This is a genomic window from Streptomyces sp. NBC_00986, assembly GCF_045162565.1.
Classification (GTDB): Bacteria; Actinomycetota; Actinomycetes; order Streptomycetales; family Streptomycetaceae; genus Streptomyces.
Genome location: NZ_CP108733.1, coordinates 4,324,868 through 4,337,144 on the forward strand (window position 1 = coordinate 4,324,868; position 12,277 = coordinate 4,337,144).

Here is a 12,277-nt window from a genome sequence, read left to right on the forward strand (position 1 = left end):
CGACCATGGGAACAGGCGGGGTGCTCAAGGGGCAAGAACCCGGTTACCTTTGGGTCAGTCGCTGGGGCTTGGGGAGGCGCCGTTGCGGACGCGCAGGAAGCAACCCGACGTACCCGCTCCGGACCGTCCGTGGAGCGAGATCACGCCCGGTCTGTGGATGGGCGGGCACGAGTTCAGGGGGCGCTCGGGGCAACTGGAGTTCGCGGTGGTGCGGGACGAGTTCGATCTCGTACAGACGCTGCTACGGCTGCCCGGGCACGGGCCCGACCCCGGCGTCGAGCACCATGTGTGGCCGATTCCGGACGGGCCGCTGGACGGGACGCAGCTGGCCGGCGTGATGCGGCTGGCCGTCGCCGCGTGCGACGCGCTGGACGAGGGGCGGAAGGTCCTCGTCCGCTGCTATCACGGTTACAACAGGTCGGGGCTGGTCGTCGCCCACGCGCTGGTCCGCCGCGGGTACTCCACCGACGAGGCGATACGGCTGATCCGCTCCCGCCGGTCCCCGTGGGCTCTCCACAACGAACTGTTCGTCGAGTACCTGCGGACGGGACTGTCCACGGCCCGGCTGCTGGAGGAACTGGCCGAGTAGCCGAGTAATCGTTCCCTCAACCCACCCGCACATATGAACAAAAAGGACTTCCCTACGAATAGGGTGTACGGGTCCCACACCAGCGCCCCGCAGGAGAGCAGTGCCCCCCAGTCGCCCCGGTCGTCCCGTGCGCGCCGCCCGCACCACCACCGCCGTCGCCCTGCTCCTCGCGACCGCGGTGGCCTGCGGCGACACCGGCGCCCTGCGCGGTGCGGGAGCGACCCCGACCGCGACCAGTCCGGCCAAGCTTTGGCCGAATCTGTCGCCCGCCTCCTCCCCCGCCTACGACTTCGACGAGGCGGACACGGAGACCGTGAAGGGCATCACCGTCCCCGGCGACGACATCCGCAAGGTGGACCCGATCGCCGTCGTACGCGCCGAGATCGCCGCGAACCCGAGTGACTACGCCGGCTCCAAGGCGCCGTACCGGGGGACCGCCGAGCGGATCGGCGACTGCGAGACAGGCGGGGGCCGTGGCGCCTGTCCCGTCCTCAAGCCCTACTACCGCGACCTCACCGGCGACGGACGCGACGACCTCACGCTCGGGTTCCGGCTGCTGCCGACCAAGATGACCGCCGTCCGCGTCTACACCGTCGAGAAGCACAGGCTCGTGCGGGTCATGGCCAACGACGACGCCGTGAGCGGGGTCGAACTGGCCGGGCGTTCCGTGATCATCCGCTCGCCTTCGGAGCTCGCGGGGTACGAGTACCGCGTGCAGTGGACCTGGGACGCGGACCAGAAGGCGATGCTGCTGACCCACGACGAGTTCCTGCGCACGGGCAGCCGCAAGCACGGAGTCCGCCGCGCGACCCCGGCCCCGCCCGGCTCCCCCACCTCGCCCACGTCCCCCTCGGCGACCCCGTGATGAGGCTCGCGCTGCCCCGCTGGGCCGGGACCCTCGCCTTCAAGGCCGGCGTGTTCATCACCGTGATGTGCTGCGCGCTGGCCGCGCTCCTCGGCGTACTCGTGCATGTCTCGGTGACCGACCAGACCGTCGGCCAGGCCCGTGACCTCGCGTTGTCGCGGCTGAAGGAGGCGACGACGCAGTACGAGGCCGGGGACTCGCTCGTCCATGGCGCCGGCGTCGATCCCGAGGACCTGCCCGTTCCGCTACGGCAACTGGCCGGGGCCGGGGAGCGCGGCACGATGGTCGGCAGGCACCGGGGGCGCCCCACGATGTGGGCGGCGGGCCCGGCCTCCGGTGACCGGGTGCTGGCCGTCGGGGTCGACTACTCGCAGGGGTCGAGCACCATCGCCGGACTGGACCGGGCGATCGTCTGGTCCTCCGCGCTGGCGATCGGGGCGACGCTGCTGGTCGGCGCGTTCGCGGTGACCCGGGTGACGCGGCGGTTGCACGGGACGGCGCAGGTCGCCCGGCGGATCAGTGCGGGTGACCTGGACGCGCGGGTCGACGATCCCCGCACGAAGGACGCGACCCTGCCACAGGACGAGGTGGCCGCGGTGGCCGCCGCGCTGGACACGATGGCCTCGTCGTTGCAGGGGAAGCTGCTGAGCGAGCAGCGGTTCACGGCGGATGTGGCGCACGAGTTGCGCACGCCGTTGACCGGGTTGCATGCGGCGGCCGAGTTGTTGCCTCCGGGGCGGCCGACGGAGCTGGTGCGGGATCGGGTCGCCGCGTTGCGGACGCTGACCGAGGACCTGTTGGAGATCTCTCGGCTCGATACGCGGCGGGAGAAACTCGAGCTGGACACCGAGCAGTTGGGGGCGGTGGCCGAGCGGGTCGTGCGGGCGGCGGGGACGGATACCGAGGTCCGGGTTGTGCGGGACGAGTGGGTGGAGACGGATCGGCGGCGGCTGGAACGGGTGCTGGGGAATCTCGTCGCCAATGGGCATCGGCATGGGCGGGGGCCGGTTGTGGTGACCGTCGACGGGGCGGTCGTGACTGTGCGGGATCACGGGGACGGGTATCCGGAGTACCTCGTGGAGCATGGGCCTCAGCGGTTCCGTACGGAGGGTGGGGCTACGGGTCATGGGCTGGGGCTGACCATCGCGTTGGGGCAGGCGGAGGTGTTGGGGGCGCGGCTGGAGTTCTCGAATGTGGACGCCGGTGATGGTGGTGGGGCGCTTGCGACGTTGACGCTTGGATGAGTGGAGAGCTCGGGGCTGCGGGTGAGTTGTCGGGTGCGGACCGGCTGTGGCTGGTCGCGCAGTTCCCCGCGCCCCTTTGGGGCGCGCCCAGGCGGGCCATGCTCGTGTGGCCCAGCGTGATGAGCGAAGCCCCCCTCCCCCCTCCTAATGTGGCGATAAGTCAGCTTCGCCCCACCCCTGGAGGTTCCCCCATGTCCCTCAGCCTCTCCCTCCGCCGTCTCGGTATAGCGGTCGCCGCCGGTGCGCTGGTCACCGCCGCCGCTGTCACCCCCGCCGTGGCCGACGACGAATGGGGCGACGAAGACCCGGGCGTCAGCCGTCAGGACGACGGCGGGTGGAACCAGCAGGGCGACGACGACTTCGGCGGTCGCGGTGACCACGACAACCAGGGCGACCACGGCGACCACGACAACCCGCGCCTCTACCGCGGTGTCGTCACGGCCGGTCAACTCGCCCTGCGTTCCCGCCCGGACCGTGGCAGCAGGATCATCCGGTACGCCTACCGCGGCGAGCACGTCTCGATCTTCTGCAAGACCGGCGGCTCGAACGTCCAGGGCAACCCGCTCTGGTACCTCCTCACGGACGGCACCTGGGCCTGGGGCTCGGCGCGCTACATCGACAACATCGGACCCGCGCCCCGCTGGTGCTGACGGACGAGACACACGCACCACCCAAGGCACACAACCCGCACCATTTGGGTAAGTTCCGGACATGACCAACGCCGGAACCACCGTCACAGCGGACCTTCCCACACCCGCTGTACGCCTCCCCCGGCGCCGTGGCATCGAACTCACCCTCATCGTCGTGGCCGTACTCCTCTCCGTGTACGGCTACTGCGCTGTCGGTCTCGCCAAGAACGGCACGGTCCCGCCCGGCGCCGCCGGCTACGGCGCCGGGCTCGGCGTGCTCGCCCTGCTCGCGCACATCGCGGTGCGCCTGCGGGCCCCGTACGCCGACCCGCTCCTCCTCCCGATCGGGGTCCTCCTCAACGGTCTCGGCCTCGTCCTCATCTACCGGCTCGATCTGGAGACCCCGGGCGACCGGGCGGCGCCCACTCAACTCGTGTGGTCCACCCTGGGCGTGGCCCTCTTCATCGTCGTAGTGCTGGCCCTCCGCGATCACCGCGTGCTCCAGCGCTACGCCTACGTCTGCGTGGCCGCCGCCCTCGTCCTGCTGACCCTCCCGGTCCTCTTCCCCGCCGTGAACGGGGCCCGGATCTGGATCCGGATCGCCGGATTCTCCATCCAGCCGGGCGAGTTCGCGAAGGTGTTGCTCGCGGTCTTCTTCGCCGCGTGCCTCGCGGCCAACCGCAACGCGCTCGCCTACGCGGGCCGCCGCGTCTGGCGCCTCCAGCTCCCCACCGGCCGCGTGCTGGGCCCGATCGTCGCGATCTGGCTGCTGAGCGTCGGCGTCCTGGTCATGGAACGCGACCTCGGCACCTCGCTCCTCTTCTTCGGCCTGTTCGTGACCCTCCTCTACGTCGCCACCGGCCGCACCGGCTGGATCGCGGTCGGCCTGCTGCTCGCCGCCCTCGGCGCGGTCGCCGTCGGCTGGCTTGAACCGCACGTCCACAGCCGGGTCCAGGACTGGCTGCACCCCTTCGCGTCCATCGACGCGGGCCACGGACCCAATCAACTCGCCCAGTCCCTCTTCGCGTTCGCGGCCGGCGGCATGCTCGGCACGGGCCTGGGCCTCGGCCACTCCATCCTCATCGGCTTCGCCGCGAAGTCGGACTTCATCCTGGCCACGGCGGGCGAGGAACTGGGCCTGGCCGGCCTCTCCGCGATCTTCATCCTCTACGGCCTGCTCGTGGAGCGCGGCTACCGGGCGGGCCTGGCGCTGCGCGACCCCTTCGGCCGGCTGCTCGCGGTCGGGCTCGCCTCGATCGTCGCGCTCCAGGTGTTCGTGATCGCGGGCGGGGTGACCGGCCTGATCCCGCTGACCGGCATGGCGATGCCGTTCCTCGCCCAGGGCGGCTCCTCGGTCGTCACCAACTGGGCCATCGTGGCCCTGCTGATCCGGCTGAGCGACTCGTCCCGCCGTCAGTACGACATCGAGGTGGCCGCGTGACCGACTCCATGACCCGCCACATCCGCCTCGCCGCGGCCTTCTGCACCCTGCTCCTGCTGGCCCTGCTGGTGAACGCCACCCGCGTCCAGATCTTCGAGTCCCGCTCCTACGACGACAACATCGCCAACCGCCGCCACACCATCGCCCGTTACGACCAGCCGAGGGGCCGCATCCTCGTCGGCGGCAAACCGATCACCGGCTCGCGCGACTCCGGCGAGCAGCTCCGCTACGAACGGACGTACAGGAACGGCCCGTTGTACGCGCCGGTCACCGGCTTCGCCTCGCAGGAGTACGGCACGACGTTCCTGGAGCACTCCGAGGACGGCATCCTCTCCGGCACCGATTCGATGCTCTCGCCGTTCCCCCTCTGGAACGACCTGACCCGCGCCCAGAACCCCGGCGGCAACGTCGTCACCACCCTCAACCCGGCCGCACAGCAGGCGGCGTACGCCGGACTCGGCACGCGCACGGGCGCGGTGGCCGCGATCGAACCGTCGACCGGCCGCATCCTCGCTCTCGTCTCGACCCCGTCCTACGACCCCGCCACCCTGTCGGGCAACAGCCGTGCCGCGAACCGCAGTTGGGCCCGCCTGAACGCCGACCCGGACAAGCCGATGCTCAACCGGGCGGTACGGCAGACCTATCCGCCGGGTTCGACGTTCAAGGTGGTCACAGCGGCGGCCGCGCTCGACGCCGGTGTGGTGACGGACCTCGACGCGGCGACCAACTCCCCCGACCCGTACACCCTCCCCGGCACGACGACGACCCTCACGAACGAGGGGGACGGCTGTGTGGACGCGCCGCTCCGCTCCGCCTTCGAGTGGTCGTGCAACACGGTGTTCGCGAAGCTCGGCGTGGATGTCGGCGTGCGGAACATGAGCACCACGGCGGAGGCGTTCGGCTTCAACGACACCGACGCGCGGATCCCCTTCTCCGTCTCCCCCAGCACCTTCGACACGACGCTGGACAAAGCCCAGTTGGCGCTGTCCTCGATCGGGCAGTACAACACGCGGGCCACACCGTTGCAGATGGCGATGGTCGCGGCGGCGGTCGCGAACGGCGGGCAGGTGCGGGAGCCGTACCTGGTGGAACGGACGACGAGGCGGGGCGGCGAGACGGTGTCGACGCCCGGGTCCCGCCCGGTCCGCCAGGCCATGCACCCCGCAACCGCCGTACAGATGAAGGAACTTATGGAGGACGTGGTCACGGAAGGCACCGGCACGAACGCGGCCATCCCCGGCGCGACCGTCGGCGGCAAGACCGGCACCGCGCAGCACGGCATCGGCAACTCCGGTACGCCGTATGCCTGGTTCGTGTCCTGGGCGCAGGGCGAACGGGACATCGAGCCGAAGGTGGCGGTCGCGGTGGTGGTGGAGGACGCGTCGGCGGACCGGTCGGACATCAGCGGCGGCGGGGACGCGGCACCGATCGCGAAGGCGGTGATGGAGGCGGTGCTCGGTTCCTGAGACGGGGGTACCGAAGCCCGAGCGGGCCGACCTACCGTTCGGTCATGACCAACCATCGCTTGACAACACCCGCGTACGAACTCGCCCAGGCCAACGTCGGCCGCCTCAAGTTCCCGCTGGATTCCCCGGAGTTGAAGGACTTCGTGGCCGCTCTCGACCCGGTGAACGCCACCTCCGACACCGCCGAGGGCTTCGTCTGGCGCCTCCAGTCCGACTCCGGCAACGCGACGGACGTCCCCGTCCTCGGCGACGACTGGCTGATCATCAACATGTCGGTGTGGCGCGACGTGGACGCCCTCACCACGTTCATGTACCAAGGCCGGCACCGGGAGTTGCTGGCCCGCCGCCGTGAGTGGTTCGAGCGAATGCGGGAGGCGATGGCGGTCCTGTGGTGGGTCCCGACGGGCCACCGGCCCACGGTCGCGGAGGCGGAGGACCGCCTGCTGCACCTGCGGGCGCACGGCCCGACGCCGTACGCGTTCACGTTGAGGACGTCGTTCCCGGCACAGGGGGCGGAGCCGGTCGGACGGGTCAACATCCCGGAGGGGCTGGGCTGTTCGGTCTAGCGGACCGGACCGTCCGCCTACTTGATCGGCGTGCGCACCTCCGAGCGGACGACGAGCACCGTCCTGGCGGCCGACTTCAGGTCCAGGTCCGCGCTGACCCCGCCGAAGGTCATCTCGGCGACCAGCGCGGACGTGTTGCCGTCGGCCCAGGCGCAAACCGGGAAGGTGTAGGTCGGGCCGGCCGAGTTGTCGGTGACGATCTCGCAGCTGATCCCGGTGCCCGAGCCGGCCGGGGTGACGTCCTTCGGCGGGACGATCACCGTCTTGCCGGCACCGGCCCCGAAGCCCTTCAGCGCGCCCGCGCGGATCGCGCCGGTGTTCCTGAGCCGGCCGGAGAAGCCGGAGATCACCAACGCGCCCTGGCGGGCCTCGCCGTAGAGGCTGTAGCGGGCGACGACGGCGTGGTTGACCCGGGAGTTCCGGCTGTGGGACAGCTTCTCCTCCAGCTCCCGGCCGGTGGTGCCCGAGAGGTCGTGCGCGAGTCGGTAGCGGCCGTCGAGCAGTGTCCCGGGGAGGGTCAATTCGTACTCCGCCTTGGGGAATTCGGCCGCGGTCGCCTCCCGGACCCGCACGATCGCCACGTTGACCACGAAGCCGAGCCCGAGCACCACGGCCAGGACCCGCAGGGCGAGTTGGGTCCTCCGCCGAAGCGGGGAGGGCGGTGCCGGGACGGGCTGAACTCCCCAGCCGTGGGCGGCGGACGGGCCGTAGGGGCTCTCCGGCGGAGGAGGCTGTGACGGCTCCGGGGGCTGCGGCGGCGAGGGAAGCATGGACACGCCAGCACCGTACAGGTGTGCGGATCGTCGTCGCGCGGCCAATAAGTCCCGCACGAGGGTTGACGAGCTTGCTGACAAGCAGTCTCATAAGACGTCGGAGGATGTGACCCCGGGTAACACACCGATCCGCGAGGTGGGAGAACCATGACGACCCTGACCGAAGCCGACGCGGTCGACGGGCTGCGTGACGCGCTCGGCCTGCTCAAGGACCGTGAGCAAGTGGCCGAGCGGTTGCTCGCGTCCTCCGCCAGGCACTCCTTCGACCCCGACAAGGAGCTGGACTGGGACGCGCCCTTCGAGGACGGGAAGTGGTTCTGGCCGCCGGAGTTGGTGTCCCTGTACGACACCCCGCTGTGGAAACGGATGGGCGAGGAACAGCGCATCCTGCTCTCCCAGCACGAGGCCGCTGCGCTCGCCTCGCTGGGTATCTGGTTCGAGCTGATCCTGATGCAGCTGCTCGTGCGGCACATCTACGACAAGGCGGCGACGAGTGCGCACGTGCGCTACGCGCTGACCGAGATCGAGGACGAGTGCCGGCACTCGAAGATGTTCGCCCGGTTGATCTCGCGTGGGGACGCGCCCTGGTATCCGGTGAGCCGTGCCCATCAGAACCTCGGGCGGCTCTTCAAGACCATCTCCACGACGCCTGGTTCGTTCACGGCGACGCTGCTGGGCGAGGAAGTCCTCGACTGGATGCAGAGGTTGACGTTTCCGGATGAGCGGGTGCAGACGCTGGTCCGGGGTGTGACCCGTATCCACGTCGTCGAGGAGGCTCGCCATGTCCGTTACGCCCGGGAGGAGTTGCGGCGGCAGATGATCACCGCGCCCAGGTGGTCCCAGGAGTTCACGCGGGTCACTTCCGGGGAGTTCGCGCGGATCTTCTCCATCGCCTTCGTCAACCCCGATGTCTACACGAACGTAGGGCTTGATCGGGCGGAGGCGGTGGCTCAGGTGCGGGCGAGTGGGCATCGGCGGGAGGTCATGCAGAACGGGTCGAGGAAGCTGACGGACTTCCTTGACGATATTGGTGTGCTGCGGGGTGCGGGGCGACGGCTGTGGAAGGCCTCGGGGCTATTGGCTTGATTTCGGAGTGCGGCCCGGTGGGGGCTGGTCGCGCAGTTCCCCGCGCCCCTTAAAAGCAAGCTGGCTGCAACGGGCCATCTTTTAGGGGCGCGGGGAACGGCGCGACCAGCCACAACGCAACCCGCACCCGCCCGACTACCCTTCCCCCATGCCCCCTGCCACCCCCGCATACCGTCGACTGGGCGTCGAGGAGCGGCGCAGCCAGCTCCTGGACGCCTCGCTCACCCTCTTCGCGCACCGCGCCCCCGAAGAGATCTCCCTCGACGACGTGGCGGAGGCGGCCGGGGTCTCACGCCCCCTGGTGTACCGGTACTTCCCGGGCGGCAAGCAGCAGCTCTACGAAGCCGCCCTGCGCTCCGCCGCCGACGAACTCCAGCAGTGCTTCGACGAACCCCGCGAGGGCCCGCTCCTCCCCCGCCTCGCCCGCGCCCTGGACCGCTACCTCGGCTTCGTCGACCAGCACGACGCCGGTTTCAGCGCCCTTCTCCAGGGCGGCAGCGTCGTAGAGACCTCTCGTACGACAGCCATCGTGGACGGCGTCCGCAGGGCAGCGGCCCTGCACATCCTCAGCCACCTCGGAGTCACGGACCCCGGACCCCGCCTCCGGATGACCGTACGGATGTGGATCACAGCCGTGGAAGCCGCGTCTCTCATCTGGCTCGACGAGGACAAGCAGCCGCCGCTCGACGAGTTGCGGGACTGGCTGGTCGAGCAGTTCGGGGCGGTGCTGTCGGTGACGGCGCGGCGGGACCCGCAGACGGCCGCGCTGGTCCAGGGCCTCGCGGCGGATGGCTGAGACTGGTCCCGTGAAGAGCGAAGAGACCCCGTTCGAGGGCGGCCCGATGGACGGGCGCTCCCTGCCCGTGCTGCTCGGCCCGACCGGCACCCCGCCGAAGACGTACCGCATCCCGGTCCCCGACGACGCCGGCGGCCCGCCCACGGTCCTCGTGTACCGCAGGGTCCCCCGCGCCCACAGCAAACGGCTCGGTCTGCCGAAGGGCTGGAAGTACGAATACGACCCCGAAGGCAAGCGCGGCGGCACTCTGCGCTGGCCCTGGACCAAACCCGACGCCAAGCCGGACTCCGCACCAGACGCCACGCCGGGCGGCAAGCCGGACGACACCCACGGGTGACCGGGTTACGCCGAACCGCGCACACCCGGCGCGCGGACCCGCCGCCCCCGACTGATGCTCACGGTGCGGGGCGGAGGGCCCGCCGCGCACCGGAGGTGATGACGTGTCAGGAAGGCTTCTGCGTCTGGTCTGTACGGCAACGGTGGCGGCCGGCACCGTCCTCGCACCGCTGCCCGCCGCGGCCGTACCGGAACCCCCGGCCCCCGGACAGCGCCCCGTGGCCGAACTCCTGACAGACCTTCAGACCCTCTACCAGGACGCCGAACAGGCCACGGAGACGTACAACGCCACCGAGGAGAAGCTGAAGAAGCAGCGCGCCGAGGTCGACCGCCTCGACTCCGAACTCTCCCGCGCCCGCCTCTCCCTCCACGACAGCCGAGGCGCCGCGGGCCGACTGGCCCGCGAGCAGTACCAGAACAGCACCGCCATCTCCCCGTACGTCCGCCTCCTCCTCGCCCGCGATCCGCAGCACGCGCTCGACGAGGGCCATGTCATCGGCCAGTTGGCACGGGAGCGCGCCGAGACGATCGGCAGGCTGGTCGGCAGCGAGAAGAAGAGCGACGGCCTGGCCCGCGAGGCCCGCAAGGCCCTGGACACCCAACTCACCCTGGCCACCCGCCAGAAGAAGGCCCAGGACGACGTCCACAAGCGCCTCGCCGACGTCGAGAAACTCCTCACGTCCCTCACCCCCGACCAACTCACCGCCCTGGCAGCCTTCGAGAAGACCGACGTCGACAAGTCCCAGCAGAAGCTCGTCACTTCAGGCGCCCTGGGAGACGACCAACGCGAACCCTCCCGAGAGGGCGACCGCGCCCTCCGCTACGCCGTCCAGCAGATCGGCAAGCCGTACGAGTGGGGAGCGGAGGGCCCGAAGACGTACGACTGCTCAGGCCTGACATCCGAGGCCTGGGGCTACGCGGGGACACCGATCCCGAGGACGAGCGAGGAACAGTGGGCCGAGCTGCCCAGAGTCCCGCTCAACGAACTCCGCCCTGGCGACCTGGTCATCTACTTCCCCAAGGCGACACACGTGGCGTTGTATCTAGGCGCGGGCCAAGTGGTGCAGGCCCCCCGCACAGGCGAGAAGGTCCAGGTGTCACCCATCGCGTCCTACCCGATCCTTGGAGCAGTACGTCCAGACAGTCGCCCTGAAGGGGCGCGGGGAACTGCGCGACCAGCCACAACGGACTCGCAGCCGCCAACTCCCCACAACCCCAACGGCGTTCAGGCCCCGGCAACAGAAGCCAGGTAAGCCCCAGTCTTCTCCGGCTCATAAAAGAAGTTCTCAAAATCAGCCGGATCATCAAACGCGTTGGCGAACCGATCCGCCACCGGCTGCAACTGCCCAGCCGCCCCAATGAGGTTGAGAATGTGCTCCGGCGGCGGAGCCAACATCGCGTTGGTCCACTTCGTGACGTGCTGCGCAGTCCCCCAGTACCGCTCGAACGTGGCGGTCATCCAGTCCCGGTCGAACTCCTTCTCCCCGTGCTCAAGAATCGACGCGAGATACGAAGCGGCGCACTTGGACGCGGAGTTGGACCCCTGCCCGGTGATCGGGTCGTTCGCGACGACGACATCCGCGACACCCAACACCAGCCCACCGCCCGGCAGTTGACCGACCGGGTTACGCACGGTGGGCGCGTACCGCCCGGCCAACGTTCCACCCGCATCCGTGAGTTCGACATCCCGCGCCCGCTCGTACTCCCACGGCGTGAACTTCTCCATGAGTTCCAGGGTCAGGGAGAGGTGCTGGGCCGGGTCCTTGATGCCGTTGAAGACGTCCAACGGGCCGCCGGGTATGCCCTCCCAGAACAGGATGTCCGCACGGCCCGACGTGGTGAGCGTCGGCATGACGAACAACTCGCCGACGCCGGGCACCAGGTTGCAGCGGACCGCGTCGAACTCCGGGTGCTCCGGCCGCGGGCCGAGACCATGGACGTAGGAAACCGCCAGCGCGCGCTGCGGCTCCGTGTGCGGAGACCGCTCCGGGTCGCGGGCGAACATCGACACCAACTCGCCCTTGCCCGCCGACACCAGCACGAGATCGTACGTACGGGAGAAGTAGTCGAGGTCCCCGACAGCCGCGCCGTGGATGACCAGTTGGCCGCCGCGCTGGGCGAACGTCTCCATCCAGCCGGCCATCTTCACCCGCTGGTCGACCGACTGCGCGTACCCGTCGAGCTTGCCCACCCAGTCGATCGCGCGCTGTGTCGGCCCCGGGTCGTGCGAGCCGGGGGCGGCGACCGAGACGCCGAGTCCTTCGATCTTCGGGGCCTGGGACTCCCAGAAGTTCAGCTGGAGATCGCGCTCGTACTGCAGTGCCGTGGTGAACATGCACTGCGTCGACATGACCCGCCCGGAGCGGATCTCGTCCGCCGTCCGGTTGGACATCAGGGTGACCTCGTACCCGTGCGACTGGAGTCCGAGGGCGAGTTGGAGCCCGGACTGGCCGGCTCCGACGACGAGTATCTTCCGCATACGGGTG

Annotated in this window: 13 protein-coding genes; 11 read left to right on the forward strand and 2 right to left on the reverse strand. The window is 70.0% G+C overall.

Going from position 1 to position 12,277, the window contains the following annotated elements:
- The first annotated feature begins 82 nt into the window (after positions 1–82).
- From OG504_RS18545 to OG504_RS18575, 7 genes are all read left to right on the forward strand, one after another.
- Positions 83–589: a dual specificity protein phosphatase family protein gene (locus OG504_RS18545; protein ID WP_405990821.1), complete on the forward strand. Its 507-nt coding sequence runs from the start codon at positions 83–85 to the stop codon at positions 587–589.
- A 100-nt stretch (positions 590–689) separates the two neighbouring features.
- On the forward strand, positions 690–1,454 hold the full coding sequence (locus tag OG504_RS18550) for a hypothetical protein (RefSeq protein WP_405990822.1): 765 nt from the start codon (positions 690–692) through the stop codon (positions 1,452–1,454).
- Positions 1,454–2,698: an ATP-binding protein gene (locus tag OG504_RS18555; protein WP_405990823.1), complete on the forward strand. Its 1,245-nt coding sequence runs from the start codon at positions 1,454–1,456 to the stop codon at positions 2,696–2,698. Before OG504_RS18550 ends, OG504_RS18555 begins: the two co-directional genes overlap by 1 nt.
- A gap of 191 nt (positions 2,699–2,889) precedes the next feature.
- Complete coding sequence (locus OG504_RS18560) at positions 2,890–3,348, forward strand: SH3 domain-containing protein (RefSeq protein WP_405990824.1); 459 nt, start codon at positions 2,890–2,892, stop codon at positions 3,346–3,348.
- 61 nt (positions 3,349–3,409) lie between these two features.
- Entirely contained in the window at positions 3,410–4,768 is a 1,359-nt protein-coding gene (locus tag OG504_RS18565; RefSeq protein ID WP_405990825.1) for an FtsW/RodA/SpoVE family cell cycle protein, read from the forward strand.
- Positions 4,769–4,776: 8 nt separating this feature from the next.
- The gene (locus OG504_RS18570; RefSeq protein WP_405996371.1) at positions 4,777–6,234 is read left to right on the forward strand and encodes a penicillin-binding transpeptidase domain-containing protein; all 1,458 of its coding nucleotides are present in this window, start codon (positions 4,777–4,779) and stop codon (positions 6,232–6,234) included.
- A 44-nt stretch (positions 6,235–6,278) separates the two neighbouring features.
- The gene (locus tag OG504_RS18575) at positions 6,279–6,800 is read left to right on the forward strand and encodes a DUF3291 domain-containing protein (protein WP_405990826.1); all 522 of its coding nucleotides are present in this window, start codon (positions 6,279–6,281) and stop codon (positions 6,798–6,800) included.
- Between the two features lie 17 nt (positions 6,801–6,817).
- Here the strand turns inward: OG504_RS18575 and OG504_RS18580 are convergent, their stop codons facing one another.
- On the reverse strand, positions 6,818–7,576 hold the full coding sequence (locus tag OG504_RS18580; protein ID WP_405990827.1) for a hypothetical protein: 759 nt from the start codon (positions 7,574–7,576) through the stop codon (positions 6,818–6,820).
- A gap of 144 nt (positions 7,577–7,720) precedes the next feature.
- On the opposite strand from OG504_RS18580, the gene OG504_RS18585 reads away from it, so the two are divergent.
- The 4 genes from OG504_RS18585 to OG504_RS18600 all read left to right on the forward strand — a co-directional run bounded on the left by OG504_RS18585 (position 7,721) and on the right by OG504_RS18600 (position 11,044).
- A complete protein-coding gene (locus tag OG504_RS18585; RefSeq protein WP_405990828.1) occupies positions 7,721–8,659 on the forward strand; it encodes a diiron oxygenase in 939 nt (312 codons plus the stop codon).
- 148 nt (positions 8,660–8,807) lie between these two features.
- Positions 8,808–9,455 (forward strand): TetR/AcrR family transcriptional regulator, encoded by a 648-nt coding sequence (locus OG504_RS18590; RefSeq protein WP_405990829.1) that lies wholly within the window; start codon positions 8,808–8,810, stop codon positions 9,453–9,455.
- A 10-nt stretch (positions 9,456–9,465) separates the two neighbouring features.
- Positions 9,466–9,792: a hypothetical protein gene (locus OG504_RS18595; protein WP_405990830.1), complete on the forward strand. Its 327-nt coding sequence runs from the start codon at positions 9,466–9,468 to the stop codon at positions 9,790–9,792.
- 103 nt (positions 9,793–9,895) lie between these two features.
- On the forward strand, positions 9,896–11,044 hold the full coding sequence (locus OG504_RS18600; RefSeq protein WP_405990831.1) for an NlpC/P60 family protein: 1,149 nt from the start codon (positions 9,896–9,898) through the stop codon (positions 11,042–11,044).
- Here the strand turns inward: OG504_RS18600 and OG504_RS18605 are convergent.
- Positions 11,017–12,270, reverse strand: a complete 1,254-nt coding sequence (locus OG504_RS18605; RefSeq protein WP_405990832.1) for a styrene monooxygenase/indole monooxygenase family protein — start codon at positions 12,268–12,270, stop codon at positions 11,017–11,019. The two genes, OG504_RS18600 and OG504_RS18605, sit on opposite strands and share 28 nt — an antisense overlap.
- Positions 12,271–12,277: the final 7 nt, after the last annotated feature.

Excerpts from the sequence above, each read along its gene's own strand:
- OG504_RS18575 (WP_405990826.1), top strand. The coding sequence starts at position 6,279 with ATGACCAACCATCGCTTGACAACACCCGCGTACGAACTCGCCCAGGCC.
- OG504_RS18570 (WP_405996371.1), top strand. The coding sequence starts at position 4,777 with ATGACCCGCCACATCCGCCTCGCCGCGGCCTTCTGCACCCTGCTCCTG.
- OG504_RS18560 (WP_405990824.1), top strand. The coding sequence starts at position 2,890 with ATGTCCCTCAGCCTCTCCCTCCGCCGTCTCGGTATAGCGGTCGCCGCC.
- OG504_RS18605 (WP_405990832.1), bottom strand. The coding sequence starts at position 12,270 with ATGCGGAAGATACTCGTCGTCGGAGCCGGCCAGTCCGGGCTCCAACTC.
- OG504_RS18590 (WP_405990829.1), top strand. The coding sequence starts at position 8,808 with ATGCCCCCTGCCACCCCCGCATACCGTCGACTGGGCGTCGAGGAGCGG.
- OG504_RS18585 (WP_405990828.1), top strand. The coding sequence starts at position 7,721 with ATGACGACCCTGACCGAAGCCGACGCGGTCGACGGGCTGCGTGACGCG.
- OG504_RS18555 (WP_405990823.1), top strand. The coding sequence starts at position 1,454 with ATGAGGCTCGCGCTGCCCCGCTGGGCCGGGACCCTCGCCTTCAAGGCC.
- OG504_RS18565 (WP_405990825.1), top strand. The coding sequence starts at position 3,410 with ATGACCAACGCCGGAACCACCGTCACAGCGGACCTTCCCACACCCGCT.